This window comes from Novosphingobium sp. PhB165, assembly GCF_004341845.1.
Lineage (GTDB): Bacteria > Pseudomonadota > Alphaproteobacteria > Sphingomonadales > Sphingomonadaceae > Novosphingobium.
On record NZ_SLVB01000014.1, the window covers coordinates 15945 to 33612 of the forward strand.

The following is a 17668-nucleotide window of genomic DNA, read 5'->3' on the forward strand; positions in this document are numbered from 1 at the left end:
GCCGAAATTTGGCGGAAGTTTCCGCCATTTTGACAGGGATGCGGCTTTCTATCGAGCACGAGGCCAACTCCGATCGGCTTGATCATGGTCAAGCCACGATTACAAAAGAATGGTTATTGGGAAGGGCTCCGCGCGGCAACCGAGTGCAGCCACTCTTTCCAACTCAACTGTATTTCAACCCCGGAGCGGAGCCGCCTGCTGCGACGGCAAAGGCTGCTGTCAACGTTGGCGGTGGTCGCGCTGCTTCCAGGTTTCGCACCAAGGGCTTACGCCCAATGCGCATCAAACGGAGAAGCCACGAATGCATCTTCAGCGGGCGGCTGCGGCGCTAATGCAGTAACCGCCCGTCTCACAGTTGCAGCAAGCGCGGGTACGCCGATTTTCTGGGACGGCACGGACGAAACCCTCCTCAACAACGGCACCGTGGATGGCGGCGCGGGAACATGGTTGGCGGCGGCCCCCGACACGAGTTGGACCGATGCATCGGGCGCCGCCAACACGCCATGGTCGGCTGGCGGCGTAGCCGTCTTTCAGGGGTCACCGGGAATCGTCACGATAGACGACAGCGCGGGCAGCATCACGTTCGGCGGGCTTCAGTTTGCTGTTTCGGGTTACGGCATCACGGGCGACGACTTGACGACGAACGTGCCTGACACCGTGATCGCGGTGGGAGACGGGTCGCCGGCAGGTTCGTCGGTAACCGCAACGATTGCCGCCTCGATCCAGGGCACAGGCGGAATTCGCAAGACGGATTTCGGCACGCTCATCCTGACCGGCGACAATGGGTTCAGCGGCGGGACTGTCATCGACGGTGGCAGCCTGCAAATCGGCGATGGCGGCACCAGCGGCAGCATTGTCGGGGACGTGGTCGACAATGGCGCCCTGATTTTCAATCGCGCCGACCGGACCACTTTCGAGGGAGCAATCACGGGAAGCGGCACGGTCGCCAAGCTGGGCGCGGGTACATTGACGCTCTCGGGCGCGAGTACCTACTCGGGTGCAACGGCAGTTGGCTCCGGCACGCTGCTGGTAAACGGTTCTCTCGGCACTTCCCCAGTGACAGTCGCCAGCGGCGCGACGCTGGGCGGGAGCGGTGTGATTGCCGGGCCTGTCACCATAGCCGACGGGGGGCACCTGTCGCCGGGGGACGGCGTGGGCACTCTTTCGCTCGCGAGCCTCGTTCTGGGCCACGCTTCGATTCTGGATTACGATCTGGGCATCCCGAATGTCGTCGGGGCCGGGGTCAATGACCTGCTGACCGTCAACGGCGACCTCACGCTCGGCGGGACGCTGAACGTGACCGATGCCGGCGGCTTTGGAAACGGCGTTTACCGGTTGATCGATTTCAGCGGGTCACTGACCGACAACGGTCTGGTCCTGGGCACGCTACCGAATGGTTTCGATGCCAACGAGTTTACGGTCCAGACCGGTCAGGCCCATCAGGTAAACCTCGTCGTCCAGCAGCAACTGGCAGCGGGTGCAAATCAGTTCTGGGACGGTGCCAATCTCTTGCCAAACGGCGTTGTCGACGGCGGGTCCGCAACCTGGTCCGCGGCGACGGTCAACACGGACTGGACGAACGCCGCCGGTACAATCAACGCGGCCTGGGCATCGAACAACCTTGCGATCTTTCAGGGAACGCCGGGCACCGTAACCGTCGATACGAGCGCCGGCGCGGTCAATGTCCAGGGGATTCAGTTCGCCGTCGATGGCTATACGATTACCGGCGGCGCCCTGACCACGACCACGGCGGCGACGGCCATTCGCGTGGGCGACGGTTCGGCCGCCGGTGCGGGCATGAGCGCAACCATTGCCGCGGTCATTCAAGGCACCGGCGGCTTGAAGAAGACCGATTTGGGCACGCTCGTTCTCTCAGGCAGCAATACCTATTCGGGCACCACGACGATCACGAGTGGAACACTGCAAACGGCTGCTGCTGCCGGGCTGGGGACAGGCACCACGCTGACCTTCGATGGTACCGGAGCGACTGCTGGCAGTCTATTGTGGACCGGCGCGGGGACATTGGCGAAGCGCCTGACGGTTGCGGCAAACGCCACCGGCACGCTCGCCACCGGGCCCGGTGGCGCCGTGCAGATCACGTCCCCCAGTTATACAGGCAATGGCGGTGCCGGCACACTGAACACGGGCAGTACGCTGTTCCTGAACGGCGGCATTACCTTTGCGAACAATATCGCGAGCGGGGCAGGCGGCGCGTTCTACGTCGGCAGCGGCACCCTTTCGGTCAATTCCGGAAGCGCCGACTTTGCCCTCACGGGGAATACCGCCACCGGCAATGGCGGCGCGATCGCGTCGACGAATGTCCGCAGCATTGCATTCACCAGCGCGGGCGGTGCGTTCAATCTCGTGGGTAATACGGGGGCGCAGGGAGGCGCGATCTACAGCGGCACGGTCTCGATCGATGGCGCATTCAACGCCATCACCATTGCGAACAATCGCGGCACTTACAGCACTTCCACCTCCAGCCTGACCGATCTCAGCCGAGGCGGCGGCGGCGCGATCTATGCCTACAGCACGATGCTGATCAACAACACGGCGGCAGGCGGCACGCTGACAATCGAGAATAACTCGAGCGGGGCCGATGGAGGCGCACTGCTGGCGCAAAAGGGCCTGACCATCAGCGGCAATTACAGCGACATACTAATTGATTCGAACAGCAACCAGATTACCAGCAGTTCGCGCGGCATGGGCGGGGCGATACGCGTGACGGACGGCCCGCTGCTGATCGATACCGTAACAACGGGCGACATGATCATGCGCGGCAATGTCGCTGCCTCTTTCGGGGGGGCACTGGACGCTGCCTATAACAACAGTACGATTACCCTGCTGGGGAGTTATCGCTCGATCAGTCTCACCGACAACATTTCTACTTTGAATGGCGGCGGGGCATTAGGCGCCGGGAACACGATGCTGATCGACACGGCGACGCAAGGCGCGCTGGAGATCAGCCGCAACAGCGCAAAAACCTCGGGCGGCGCGCTCCTCGGCTATTTCGAGGGGATGACGCTCAGCGGCAGCTACGGCAGTATCGTCGTCGATGGCAATTCGGTCTCGGCCACGACCGGAACCGGCGCTGCCGGCGGCTGGGGCGGCGCTTTCTATACGGAAAAGGCCATGCTGATCGATCCTTCGGTCACGGGAGGATTTTCGTTCACCAACAATGTCGCGGGTATCAGGGGCGGCGCGCTGGCGACAGGCACCGGCGGGGCGATCACGATTGGGGGCAACTCCGCCGGGCTGCTCTTTTCTGGCAATCGCACCAGCACGCTCGGGCTCGGCGGGGCGATCTATACGGAAGGGCAGGTGACGATCGGCGGCACCCACAATGCCATCGTCTTCGAAAACAACACGGGTCCCACCCGCGGCGGAGCAATCTATGCGGGTGCCGGATTCAACCTCTCGCTGGCGGCGGGGACTACTCTGACCGCCACCGGCAACAAGGCCGCGACGAATGCCGGGGGCGGATTCCTGTTCGCCAACGCCGGTAGCATGGTCTTCGACATCGGTGCGGGCGCGACGGCCACCATCGGTGACAGCACTTCCATTGCCAATGCCGCCGACAGCATCGCCGCCGGGACTAGCGTGCAGCTATTCAAGCGGGGTGCGGGTGTGCTGACGCTCTGGGGCGCCAACTCCTATACCGGGATGACGAATATCGAAGCCGGCACATTGCTGGTCGACGGCTCGCTGGCGGGGGCGGCAACCGTGTCTTCGGGCGCGACACTTGGCGGCACGGGAACCGTGAGCGGGCCGGTGGCGGTTCAGGACGGAGGGCACCTCGCGCCCGGTGACAGCCCTGGCACGCTGACCATTGGCGGAAATCTCGTTCTGTCCAGCGCGGCGATCCTCGACTACGAGTTCGGGCAGGCGGGAACCGTCGGCGGCTCGTTCAACGATCTTGTCATCGTCGGGGGCAATCTCACGCTCGATGGCACGCTCAACCTGACCCAGTCGAGTGGAGGCGCGCTGGGGCCGGGCATTTACAGGATTTTCAATTACGCCGGCACGCTGTCGAACAACACGCTCGATTTCGGAAGCGTGCCCGCCGGTTTGGAACCCAATACAAACCTGTTCATCCAGACCGCAGTTTCAAAGCAGGTCAATCTCGTCGTCAGTACGGGAAACGTGACCTTCTGGGATGGCGGCAATGCCGGGCTCTACAATAACGGCGCGGTCAATGGGGGAACCGGAACCTGGACATCCGCGCTCGGCGGTGCGGCCTGGACCGATTCCGCGGGCCTTGCCAACCGGCCCTGGACGGCCGACAGCTTCGCCGTCTTCCAGGCTGTGCCGGCAACCGTAGTCATCGACAATACCGCTGGCCAGGTGGCCTTTTCCGGCGCCCAGTTCGCAGTGGGTGGTTATACGATCGGCGGGCAGTCGCTTCAGACCGACGCGGCGGATACGGTGATCCGCGTTGGTGACGGTACGGCGGCCGGCGCGTCGATGACCGCCACGATTGCGGCGGTGATCCAGGGAACCGGCGGCCTCGACAAGACCGATCTCGGCACGCTGGTGCTCTCGGGACAGAATACCTATTCGGGCGGAACGACCGTCACTCAGGGCGTTCTGTCCATCTCCGGCGACGGCAACCTCGGCGCGGCGGCGGCCGGCCTGACGCTCGATGGGGGCACGCTGCTGACCACGGCCGGCGTTGTTTCTGCGCGCGCGGTAAATCTTGCCAGTACCGGCACGATCGACAACGGCGGCAATGCGGACGCCTTTTCAGGGGTGTTCTCAGGCGCGGGCGGCGCCATTTTCGCGGGCGCGGGAACCACGGTCCTCACGGGAGAAAATACCTATACCGGTGGGACCACGATCAGCGGGGGCACGCTCCAGATCGGCAATGGCGGAGCAACCGGCAGCCTCGTCGGCAATGTGATCAACAATGCCGCGCTCACCTTCAACCGATCGTCCGACTACACGTTCGGCGGTGCCATCGGCGGATCCGGAGTGCTGAACAAGCTTGGCGGCAACACGCTGACACTGAGCGGGCAGGTCAGTTCTACGTCGTCGAGTGCCGGCGCGGTCTCCGTGCAGGCAGGCGCGCTGACGGTTACGGGTGCGCTGGCCGTTACCGGCGCTGGCGGCGGGATCGCCATCGCCAGCGGCGCCGCGCTGAACATCGGCGATGGCGGGACTGCCGGGACGGTTTCGGGCACGATCACCGACAATGGCACGGTGACGATCAACCGCAGCGACGACCTTGTGCTGGATGCACTTGTTACCGGGACAGGAGCGCTCACCAAGCTGGGTAGCAACACCCTGACGCTGACCGAGGACAATACATATACCGGCCTGACGACGATCGCGGCGGGAACGCTGCAACTCGGCACCTCTACCCAGAGCGGCAGCGTCACCGGAGACATTCTCGACAACGGGACGCTTGTCTACGCAGGCCAGCTGAGCGCGACTTACGGGGGGACAATCAGCGGCTCGGGCGCGGTGATCAAATCGGGTGCCGGCGATTGGACGCTGACGGGGCTGAACAGCTATTCCGGCGGTACCGCCATTACCATGGGCACGCTGATCGTGCCGACCGACGCCAGCCTTGGTCTTGCCGGAGCACCGCTTTCCTTCGATGGCGGCACGCTGCAGTTCACCGCCACGGGCCAGCCCCAGAACCTGCGTCCCATCACTCTCGATCTTGGTGGCGGGACCATCGCTGCCCCTGCGGACGGCCTGACGCTGGCCGGCCTGATCACGGGGGCGGGCGGCCTGACGGTCCGGGGCGCGGTGACGATGCTGGGCACCAATACCTATTCGGGCGCCACGACGATCTCCGCCGCCAGCAGCCTGAAGATCGGGAACGGCGGCACTGCGGGCAGCATTTCCGGCAACGTTTCCAGCAGCGGCAGCCTCATCTTCGATCGTTCCGACAGCTTCGACTTTGCCGGAACGATCACCGGATCGGGGGCAGTGGAGCAGGCCGGACCCGGCACGACCGTGCTGACGGCGAACAGCAGCTACACCGGCGGGACCACGATCAGCGCGGGCACACTGCAGATCGGCGACGGCGGGGCGAGCGGTACGATTGTGGGCAATGTTGTCGACAATGGCCGGCTCGTGTTCGACCGGGCCGATGAAATCACATTCGCCGGGACGGTCAGCGGTACGGGCGGGCTGGGCAAGGCGGGCAGTGGAACGCTGCGGCTGACCGGAGACAGTACGTACGCCGGCAGCACCTCGGTCGATGCCGGGCGCCTGCTGGTAGGCGGTTCTATTGCGAGCGCCGTGCAAGTCAATGCCGGCGCAACGCTGGGCGGCGAAGGAACTATTGGCGGCACCGTGACGGTCCTGGACAGCGGCCACCTAGCGCCGGGTGAAGGTATCGGCACGTTGACCATGGGGCCTCTGGTGCTCTCGGCCAATTCGCAGCTCGACTATGAACTGGGCCTTCCGGGTACCGTCGGCGGCAATGCGAACGATCTCATCAGGGTCGGCGGCGACCTGATGCTCGATGGCATACTCAACATTACCGACGAAGGCGGCTTCAGCCAGGGCGTCTACCGTCTGATCGACTATGGCGGCGGCCTGATCGACAATGGGCTGGCATTGGGCAGCCTGCCCAGCGCGAGTTCGGGCGCTGGCTTTCTCATTCAGACAAGCACGCCGGGCGAGGTCAACCTGGTCGTGCAGAACGGGGGCTTTGCCCTGCAGTTCTGGGACGGTCCCAATCTTGCGGGCAACGGCCTGATCGACGGCGGCACGGGGGTCTGGAACACGGCGGCGTCGAACTGGACGGGCGCGGATGGCGCCATCAATGTGCCTTGGCAATCCGGTTTCGCGGTTTTTCAGGGCACGGCCGGAATCGTGACTCTGGGCGGGAACCTTGCGTTCGACGGCATGCAGTTCCGCGCCGACGGCTATGTCATCACGGGGAGCGGCTTCACGCTGGCGGGCACGCCAGACACGATAATCCGCGTGGATCCGAATGTCTCGGCAACGATCGATGCGCCGATCGTCGATGGAAGCGGCGGAGCGGCAAAGCTCACCAAGACGGACGATGGCGTTCTGACGCTGGCGGCCGACAATGGCTATACCGGAGGCACCGCGATCGACGGCGGGACTCTTGCGATCGAGCGGGATGCCAATCTCGGCGCGGCGTCAGGCGCACTGGAGATCGATGGCGGCACGCTCGCCACGACTGCCAGCTTCAGTTCCTCACGTATCGTCACGCTCGGGCTCGATGGCGGAGCCTTTGCGCCGCAAGCGACGACCACGCTGACTTTGACGGGCACGATCGGCGGTTCGGGGCAGCTCGCCAAGCTGGGCGCGGGCACGCTGGTTCTCACGGGGGCGAACAGCTACGCCGGGGGAACGCTGGTGACGGAAGGCGTCCTGGCCATTGCTAGCGATGCAGCTCTGGGAAGTAGCGACAGCGCACTCGGCATCGACGGTGGTACGTTGCGCTTCGACGCGGGCTTCGATCCGGCGTCAACCCGTGTGGTCACGCTGGGCGCAGCGGGCGGCTCGATCGATACGAATGGCAATGTCGTCGCTTTCGCTCAACCGGTCGGCGGGACCGGCGCTCTCGTCAAGTTGGGCGCGGGTACGCTGATTTTGGCGGGAGACAATACCTACTCCGGCGACACGACGATCGCGGCAGGGACGCTGCAGATCGGCAATGGCGCGGCTTCGGGCAGCGTGCTTGGCAATGTCGTCAACAACGGGACGCTCGTGTTCGATCGCAGCGACCAGTACATCTATGCCGGCGTCGTCAGCGGGAGCGGCGCGCTCGTGCAGGCGGGCAGCGGCACTACGATCCTTACTGCCGACCAGAGCTATTCGAGCGGCACCACGATCGATGCGGGCACGCTTCAACTGGGTAACGGCGGCACATCCGGAAGCCTGTCAGGCAATGTCGCCAATGCCGGAACGCTGGCCTTCAACCGTTCCGACGACGTGATCCTGACTGGCATCGTCAGTGGAACAGGCGGTCTGTCGCAACTGGGACCGGGCCTGCTCACCATTGCCGGTGCCCAGAGCTATACCGGCCCCACGCAGGTTGCAGCGGGCACGCTCGAAGTTGCAGGATCGCTTGCAAGCGGCGCGGTGTCCGTGGCGTCGGGCGCTACGCTGACCGGCGACGGGCGCATCGATGGCGTCGTCGCGATAGCGTCCGGAGGCCATCTGTCGCCCGGACCGCTTGCCACGCCGGGTTCCATCTCGCTGGGCGCACTTGCCTTGGCAGACGGGACGCAACTCGACTGGCAACTGGGTGAACCGGAAGTGGCCGGAGGGCCGCTCAACGACATTGCACGGGTCGATGGCGATCTCACGCTTGACGGTACCCTCAATGTCACGGCCAGCGGCGGGTTCGCCTTGCTTCCGGGAAGCTACAAGCTGATCGAATATGGCGGCGCCTTGACCGACAACGGTCTGGCCGTCGGCCCATTGCCCGCCGCGTTTGCGTCCAGTCAGGTACAGACGGCGATTGCCGGGGAGGTCAATCTGATCGCCATCGAGAACGGCCTTGCGGTGCAGTTCTGGGATGGCAGCAACCAGACTGGCGACGGCGTCGTCTCGGGCGGCGACGGCGAATGGAATCATAGCGCGACCAACTGGACCAACGTCAACGGCCGGATCAACCAGCAATGGCTGTCTGGAATGGGGATCTTCAGCGCTCAGGGCGGCACGGTCACGCTGGGCGAGAACGTGTCCGCCGTCGCACTGCAGTTCACGGCTGACGGCTATCGCATCGAGGGCGCGGGCAGGACGCTGACATTTGCCGATCCGGAGAATACCGGCTTTGCAGGGCTGATCCGTGTCGATGCGGGAGTAACGGCTGAGATCGCGGTGCCCATTGCCGGTTCGGCGGGCCTGACCCTGACGGATCCGGGCACGCTGATCCTCTCGGCGGACAATAATTATACCGGCGTGACGACCATCGAACGGGGCACGCTTCAGATCGGTGCCGGAGGTATCGGCGGCTCCATTCGCGGCGACGTAGTCGACGATGGTACGCTCATATTCAATCGGTCGGATACCGCGACCTATACGGGCACGATCAGCGGCACGGGATCGCTGGAACAGGCAGGCACCGGCACAACGATCCTGACCGCAAACCATAGCTATATAGGCGGCACGACAATCACGGCCGGCACGCTTCAACTGGGCAATGGCGGCGCCTCCGGCAGCGTATCGGGGAATATCGTCGACAATGGCACGCTGACCTTCAACCGCAGCGATACGGCAACCTATGCGGGCATTGTCAGCGGGATCGGCGCACTGGTCCAGGCCGGGCCCGGCACCACCATCCTCTCCGGCGACCACAGCTATACCGGCGGGACGACGATCGCCGCTGGCACGCTTCAACTGGGCAACGGTGGAACCACGGGAAGCGTTGTCGGGAATATTCTCGACAATGGCGGGCTTGTTTTCGATCGCAGCGATGTCGTCCTGTTCGGCGGTACCATCAGCGGCACAGGATCGATGACGCAGGCCGGCACAGGGCGGCTCATCCTGACCGGCGCCAATACCTATGGCGGAGGCACGACGATCGCCGCGTCCACTCTGCAGATCGGCAATGGCGGTACATCGGGCAGCATCGAAGGCAATGTCGCGAACAACGGCGCGCTGGTCTTCAACCGCTCCGACGCGATCGAATATGCAGGCACGATCAGCGGCGCGGGTTCGGTCACGCAAGCCGGGACAGGGACTCTCAGCCTTACCGGCGCAAGCAGTTATGGCGGAGGAACCGTGGTGAATGCGGGGATCCTGCAGATAGGCACCGATGCAAGCATTGGCGCGCCCGCCGGCGGCTTGACCCTGAACAGCGGGACATTGCGGTGGGCGGGGGCGTTCGACCTCGCCGGGACGCGGGTAATCGACCTGGGGCGGGGTGGCGGAGACTTCGACACCAACGGCTTCGTCACCGCGATCAGCCAGGGAATTACCGGCACGGGCATCCTTGTGAAATCGGGAAGCGGAACGCTCAGCCTGAATGGCGCAAGCAGCTATACGGGGCTGACTGCGGTCGTGGCGGGCAGGCTTTCGGTCAATGGATCGATCCGATCGAACACCGTGGTCTATCCCGGCGCCACATTGGCGGGCAGGGGGACGATTATCGGGGACGTCCTCAACGAAGGGATCATCGCGCCGGGCAACTCGATCGGAACGCTCACGATCGCCGGCAATTATCGCGGCAATGGAGGCTCGCTGCAGATCGAGACGGTGCTTGCCGGCGACCAGTCGCCCGCGGACAGACTTGTCATCTCCGGCGGGACCGCCACGGGATCGACATCGATCGATGTGCTCAACCAGGGCGGCCTTGGCGCGCTGACAATCGGTGACGGTATCCCGATCGTGCAGGCCGCGAACGGGGGCAAGACGGCCGCCGATGCCTTTTCGCTGGCGGGGCCCGTTATTGCCGGGCCCTACGAATATTCGCTCCATCGCGGCAGCGCCTCTGCAAGCGACGACTGGTTCCTGCGCTCGGTTTCGAGCAATCCCGGGCCCTCGCCCCGTCCCGATTACCGGCTTGAAACATCCCTCTACGCGGCGATCCCCGCCCTGGCGCTCAGCTTCGGACGCAATCTGCTGGGTACGCTGGACACCCGCGTCGGTGAAATTGGCGAAAACACTGCCATCGCCAAGGATCGGGGCACCATCTGGGGCCGGACCATGGGCCGCTTCGGCCATCAGGAAGGCAAAAACCTGATCTTCGGCGCCGGGCCCTACTACGACTATGATTTCTATGCGTTTCAGGTGGGAGCGGATTTCATCCGCAAGACGGACGGGGACAAGGCGGACTTTGCGGGCGTCTATGGCGCCTACGGTTCGGGCCGGGCCGAAGTGACGCACTATACGAACCGCAGAGCCGGTCAGGACCCCTTCGACAGCTACTCGGTGGGGGCCTATTGGACACACTTCGCACCTGCCGGCTGGTACCTTGACGGTGTTGTCCAGGGCACCTGGTACAAGATGAAAGGGCAGTCCACGAGGTTGAGCGAACTCCGGACCGATGGTTTCGGGATCGCGGCATCGCTTGAAGGCGGATACAAGATCCGCTCGAACGGGATTGCCATCGAACCTCAGGCGCAGCTCATTTTTCAGTCGGTGTCGCTGGAGGACAGCGGCGATGCCGCAGCGACAGTGCGGTTCACCGGGGTCCAGTCGCTCGCGGGCCGGTCCGGCGTGAAGCTGGCGCAAACCTGGATGCGTGGCAGCGGCACCGATGCGCGGCCCGTAACCGCTTGGGTGCGGGGCAATCTCTGGTATGAATTTCTCGGCAATCCCAAGACCGAGTTCTCATCGGCCGACGGGCTCATCCCCCTGCGCGCCGATCTCGGCGGAGCCTGGGGCGAATTGAGCACCGGCGTCACCGCCCAGCTGACCGGCAATCTGTCCTTCAACGTGAGCGCGGGCAGCGAAATCGGTATCAGCGATGGGCGCCGCTCTTACGAGGGGCGCTTTGGATTGCGGCTCACTTGGTAGATTACGAGCAACAATGAATGATCGGCGGCTGTAGCAAAGCCAACCTGGCGCAGGGAATGACCGACATGTTGGCGCTAGGAAACGTGCTTGAACATGTGGATCAGCACACCGCCATTTAAGGGCTCCTCTCTTTCGATCTCGTAGTCGAGCGAAAGGTAGAGTCGCACATTCTCCTCAAACTGCGAGTTCGTATACAGCCGAACGACTGCCGATCCAGCGCATACCGCGAGTTGTTCGGCGTGTGCTACCATTTTCCTGCCGTAGCCTCGCTTCTGGAATTTCGGCTCAACGGCAAGATTTTCAATGAGCAGTCCGTCATCGCCTTGGACCATTTCGACAAGCGCGGCTAAGTCTTGCCCAACTAACAGCAGATCAACCCGATGATCTCGGATCATGGCTGCATGATCTGCCTGCATTGGCATAGGTTCCCGCCCAATCACTGGCACCCATTTGGCATAGGCCGAACGAGTCAGCGCCGTTACAGCGTCGGCATCGCCGATCGTGGCAATTCGAATCGTCTCAGTCATGACTAGTTTATGGCCGATCCCGGGTATGGGCGGAACAGGTTCAAGCGACGAAGATAATGGCGCTGCCGGAAGTCCGCTTTGCTTGAGTGAAGATCTGTAAACGGTCAGACTGAAAGCGGCCAGACCCCGTCATAACCTGCGCATTAACGAAAGGCCGGTTCGAGAGAGGGCGCTCAGCGCCGTGAACGGCGGCTATATTGGCATGTCTGGCCGAGCTCAGAAGAGCGGTTGCCTTTCAATGAATCAATCCGGGAGCAGCCGCACCGTAGCCGCCGGCTGAACGTTCCACTTCCATCGTTGAGCGGGGCACCTGACCGCCGTCAGTGCTCCACCTGCGTCCAGCCACGCACGTTGCTTTTCTCATCCGCGCGAAAATGATCGAGTGCCTGCTGAAGTTCGGTGCGAACCTCGGGGTGGCGGGCTGTCACGTCGTGGGACTCGTTGTCGCGTGCAAGATCGTAAAGACCGCCTTGACCGCCGGTTGCTCGCTGGCGGGCGATCAGATCGGTGTCGCTCGCCGGATCGCGCAACTTGAAGGCCGAATTGCGCACGGCCTCGTACTGGCCGGACCAGGAGGTCGTGTAATAGAGGTAATCGTGCGGCGTCTGGCCTCCGGACAGAATGGGGGTAATATCCCTGCCGTCGATCACGCGGTCCGCGGGCAAGGGCTGCTTCACGGCCGCCAAAATCGTCGGGAAGAGGTCGATCACACCGGCCATTTCGTCGCTGCTGGAACCCGGGGCTATATGGCCGGGCCAAGCTATGAAGGTGGGAACGCGCATCCCGCCCTCGAACGTGTCTCCCTTGCGTCCGCGAAGATTGCCGACGTTCCCTTCGAAATCGCCGCCGTTATCGCTGGTGACGATGACGATCGTGTTCTCATCCAGCTTCAGCTCGCGCAGGACGTCGGAAATGCGCCCGACATTGGCGTCCAGATCCTCGATCACGTCGCCATAAGTGCCGCCGTCCGACACGCCCTGATGCTTGGGATTGGCGAAATGCGGCCGGTGCGGCGCGGTAAAGGAGGCGAAGGCGAAGAAAGGCTTGTCGGCATTCTTGCGAATGAAGGCGATGGTCTCGTCGGCAATGCGCTCGGTGATCGTGGTCTGGTCGAACCGGTCGGCGGGAACGACAATGGTCTTGTTGCGCCACAGATTGGTCGGCTGGGTGTCGTTGGGATAAAGCAGGCCGAAGAAGTCCTGGAATCCCATGTCGTTAGGAATATGACCGGGGGTATCGCCCAGATGCCATTTGCCGAACAGGCCGGTGCGATAGCCGGCGCGGGAGAGAACTTCGGGAAGCAGGATCTCATCGCTCGGGATGGCATTGGCGAGGCCGCGACTGCGGCGATAATCGGCGTCGTCCGATCCTGTGGCCATCAGCACATGCGTCGCCATGTTCGTGTGCATCGGGTAGCGCCCGGTCATGATCGAGGCGCGCGAAGGCGAGCAGACCGGGGACGCCGCGTAGAAGTCATTGAGCCGCATGCCCTTCCGGCCATAGGCGTCGATATTCGGCGTCTTGATCAGCTGATTGCCGAACGATGAGTAGTCGCCATATCCCAGATCGTCGAACAGGATCAGCAGAACATTGGGCGTCTTGCCAGTCACCTTGCGGATCGACTGGAGATAGGCCGCTTTCTGCGCATCATGTTCCGATTTCGGCTCCGCGTTCAGCGCGGCTGAGCGCTTGATGAGATCGGATCTGGCGAGCGTCACGTTTAACTCCGCGACGCCGTTTTCCGGCACTTGCACAGTCGGGAAGACGGCTTCGAGCCCCGGCGCGATGATGGAGACGTGAATCGGCCCGCCGGGCACAGCCTTGATGGTGAAGCTGCCGTCCTTGCCGGTGGCGTTGCCTCGCCGCAGGTCTTCGACCACGACTTGCGCCCGGACGACCGGCTTGCCGTCGGGCCCGGTGATCCTCCCACGGATCTCACCGGCCTGCGCGTGGCCGGCCAGAATTGCCGAGGCTGTCAGGGTTGTGCCCAGCAGGGCTTTGCGGAATGCGCCCACCACGTCTCTTCCCATCGATCTCAATTGCCCTGATAGCCGTCGTCGAACTGATTTTGCCGGCGGATGCCTTCTGCCGGTTCGGACAACGGAGGATCGCTGTATTTGATCGCCTCGGACCACCACAGCGCCTGCAACTCTTTCAGCTTTTCAGGATATTGAGCGGAGAGGTCGCGCGATTCCGAGAAATCTTCGGCAAGGTTGAACAGCTGCCACTTGTCCTGACCGAAGGGCGTATTGAACTTGTGGATCGCCACGGCCTTCCAGTCGCGCGAAGTGATAGCGCGATTGCCGCGCAGTTCGAAGAATTGGGTCGTGCGCCCGCCGGCGGTGGGCGATGTGAAGCTGGGAACGATCGAGGCGCCCGCCACCGGGATCTGCCGCACGCCGTCAATCACCGGATGGAAGGCAGTGCCCGCGGCCTCCAGGATCGTCGGGCCGAGGTCGATCACGTCCACCATCTGATGGCGGATTTCACCACGCGCCTTGATGCCGCGGGGCCAGGCGATGATCAGCGGATCGCGCGAGCCGCCCGCCAGCGGCCACAGCTTGTAGCGGCGAAACGGCGTTGCACCGGCATAGGCCCAGGGGCGCTGATAAAGCGGCTGCAGTTCGGGGCCGCCCAACTTGTCGAGGTTCTGTTCCATTTCGGCGATGGTGGTCTTGTCGCCATAGGGCCGTTTGAAGCCCCCGTTCTGGCCAGCCTCGGGCGCGGCGCCGTTGTCGGAGATCAGCACTATCAGCGTGTTGTCATACTGCCCGGTCTTTTTGAGGTGGGCGACCAGCCGCCCGATCTGCTCGTCGGCATGCGTGATGAAGCCGGCATAGGCCGCCATGAAACGGGCAAAGACCTTGCGTTCCTGATCGGTCAGCGAAGCCCAGGGCCGATCGCCGTGCCCGATGGGGGGCAGCACGGTATCGGCCGGAACGATGCCGAGCGCCTTTTGCCGGGCGAACCGCTCCGCCCGGATTGCGTCCCAGCCCTTGGCGTACGTGTCGCCATACGCATCGATATAGGATTTCGGCACCTGGATCGGGGCATGGGCGGTGCCGAGCGCCAGATAGACGAATTTCGGTTTCTCGTCCGGCCTGTCGCCGAAAGCGGCGATCGCATGGTCGATCAGATCGGGCGTCAGGATATAGCCGGGCGTACCCGGGGCCTTGATATGGGCGTTATCCTGTACAAGCTCCGGATCGTACTGATCGGTCCAACCGCTGATGAAGCCATAGAAATGGTCGAAGCCGCGCTGCAATGGCCATGACCGCTGCTTGAACTCCGGTTGTTCGTCGTAAAGCGGGGCGAGGTGCCATTTCCCGAAGCCGAAGGTTTGATAACCGGCCGTATGGAGGGCCTGCGCCACGGTTTCGGCATTGGTCGGCAGCTCTCCTTGCGAGGCGGCGCTGGCGGTGGGGTCGAGCTTGAATTCGCGCGGGGCGGAGGAATCCATCCGGCGCGGCGGCTGCGGTGTGCCGTTGGCGGTCTTGTCTCCGGGCGGCGGCGTCCATGCTCCGCCCGAATTGGCAAGGTCTTCCATCCGCACCGTCTGGTTGTTGCGGCCTGTCAGCAGCGCGGCGCGTGTGGGAGAGCAGACTGCCTTAGTGTCGAAATGATTGTAGCGCAGCCCACGCGCGGCAAGCGCGTCAATGTTGGGTGTACGGATTTCCGAGCCATAGGCGCCCAGATCGGAAAAGCCGACGTCATCCAGCACAATCAGCAGGACGTTGGGCCGGGCCTGCGCGGAAGTCGATGCGGGACCCGGAGCGGGCGCGGCCGTTCCGGCAGTTGCCGTGCAGGGTGCAAGGGCGAGGGCCGCAGCGGTGAGCGCCGTAGCGCCGAGCAGCTTGCGGAAATTGCGGGCCATCGTGGAAATCCTCTTAGCGATCGGTCGTGGGGGAGGGCGCGGGAAAATCGTCGTCGTATTGGTGCATGCCGCGAATATCCTGCTTGGGCTCGGCCAGCGGCGGATCGCTGTACTTGCGTGCCTCGCTCCACCACAGCGCCTGCAGTTTCTTGAGCTTGGCGGGATAACGGCGGGAAAGGTCGCGACTTTCCGAAAAGTCGGTCGCGGTGTTGAAAAGCTCCCACTTGTCGGCGGAAAAGTCGGTGCCGTAGCGATGGATCGCCACGGCCTTCCAGTTGCCGGAGCGGATCGCGCGGTTGCCGCGCAGTTCGAAGAACTGCACTTGCCGGGTGGGCGCCGTAGCGGACGCGAAAGTCGGGAGGATCGAGCGCCCGGCGACCGGGATCTGCCTCTGCCCGCCTATCGCGTCGTGGAAATGGGTACCGGCCGCTTCCAGCAATGTCGGCGCGATGTCGATGGCATCAACGTATTGCCCGCGGATCGCGCCCTTGCCAGTGATGTGGCCCGGCCACGAGACGATCAACGGGTCGCGGCTGCCGCCGGCATAGGGCCACAGCTTGTAGCGCCGGAAGGGCGTGGAACTCACCATCGCCCAGGGGCGCTGGTAGAGCGGCTTCGTATCCGGGCCGCCCAGCTTGTCGAGATCGCGCACCATGTCGGCCAGCGTGGCGTGATCCTGAATGGGATACTGGCTATAGTGATAAGGGTAGTAGAACCCGCCCATCTGGTCCCCCTCGGGGGCACCGCCATTGTCGGAGAGCAGCACGATCAATGTGTTGTCGTACTGGCCGCTGGCCTTGAGCTGGGCGATGACGCGGCCGATCTGTTCGTCGGCATGGGTGATATAGCCTGCATAGGCGGCCATGAACCGGGCGAAGACGCGCTTCTCGTCCGGGCTCAGCGAAGCCCACGGGCGGTCGCCGGGATTGATCGGCGGGAGGACTGTGTCTGCGGGGATGAGCCCCTTGGCCTTCAGGCGCGCAAAGCGCTCGGCGCGGATCGCGTCCCACCCTTTGGCATAGGTGTCGCCGTAGGCGTCGATGTAGCGTTTGGGTACCTGGATCGGGGTATGACCGGCGGTGAAGGCGAGATAGACGAATTTGGGCTGGTCGCTTTGGTCTTGCGCGAAAGCGGCAACGGCGTGGTCCGCCAGATCCTCGGCAAGGATGTAGCCCGTACGGGTCGGCTTTGGGAGGCGCTGGTTATCCTCCACCAGATCGGGCTGATACTGGTCGGTCCAGCCGCCGAGATAGCCATAGTAATGGTCAAACCCGCGCTGGAGCGGCCAGGATTCCTTGTTGTGCCCCGTCTGGGTGTCGAACGCGGTGGAGAGGTGCCACTTGCCAAATGCATAGGTGGCATAACCAGCGGCGTGGAGCGCCTGAGCCACGGTTTCAGCATTTACTGGCAACTCACCGCGCGCCGCTGCGCTTTGGGTGGGATCGGGCGTGGTCTTGTCTGCCGCCAGATCTTCCATCCGTACCGTTTGCGGGTTGCGACCGGTCAACAGAGCCGCACGGGTAGGCGAGCAGATCGCCTTGGTGTCGAAGCGGTTGTAGCGCAGGCCGTCGGCGGCCAGTGCATCGATATTGGGCGTGCGGATTTCGCCGCCATAAGCACCGAGGTCGGAAAAGCCGACGTCGTCGAGGACGATCATCAGAATATTAGGCTGGGCCTGCGCGGGCCTTTCCGTCACTGCGGCAGGAGCCGAGGCCGCCGCCGGAGCCAGCGACAACACTGCCAGCGAAAGCGAGGTAGCGGCAAGCAGGTGCCGGATCGGACGGAGCAGGGGCGTGCGTCTTTCCATCGC

Annotated in this window: 5 protein-coding genes; 1 reads left to right on the top strand and 4 read right to left on the bottom strand. The window is 63.7% G+C overall.

Going from position 1 to position 17668, the window contains the following annotated elements; all coding sequences use genetic code 11:
* The first annotated feature begins 447 nt into the window (after positions 1-447).
* Entirely contained in the window at positions 448-11457 is an 11010-nt protein-coding gene (locus tag EDF56_RS24020) for an autotransporter-associated beta strand repeat-containing protein (protein ID WP_165912363.1), read from the top strand.
* A gap of 74 nt (positions 11458-11531) precedes the next feature.
* Here the strand turns inward: EDF56_RS24020 and EDF56_RS24025 are convergent, their stop codons facing one another.
* From EDF56_RS24025 to EDF56_RS24040, 4 genes are all read right to left on the bottom strand, one after another.
* Complete coding sequence (locus tag EDF56_RS24025; RefSeq protein WP_132392399.1) at positions 11532-11984, bottom strand: GNAT family N-acetyltransferase; 453 nt, start codon at positions 11982-11984, stop codon at positions 11532-11534.
* A 320-nt stretch (positions 11985-12304) separates the two neighbouring features.
* Positions 12305-14002, bottom strand: coding sequence for a sulfatase-like hydrolase/transferase (locus EDF56_RS24030; RefSeq protein WP_207905040.1), 1698 nt, complete (start codon positions 14000-14002; stop codon positions 12305-12307).
* Between the two features lie 17 nt (positions 14003-14019).
* The gene (locus EDF56_RS24035; RefSeq protein WP_132392403.1) at positions 14020-15858 is read right to left on the bottom strand and encodes an arylsulfatase; all 1839 of its coding nucleotides are present in this window, start codon (positions 15856-15858) and stop codon (positions 14020-14022) included.
* Between the two features lie 13 nt (positions 15859-15871).
* Positions 15872-17665, bottom strand: a complete 1794-nt coding sequence (locus EDF56_RS24040; RefSeq protein ID WP_132392405.1) for an arylsulfatase — start codon at positions 17663-17665, stop codon at positions 15872-15874.
* Positions 17666-17668 lie beyond the last annotated feature (3 nt).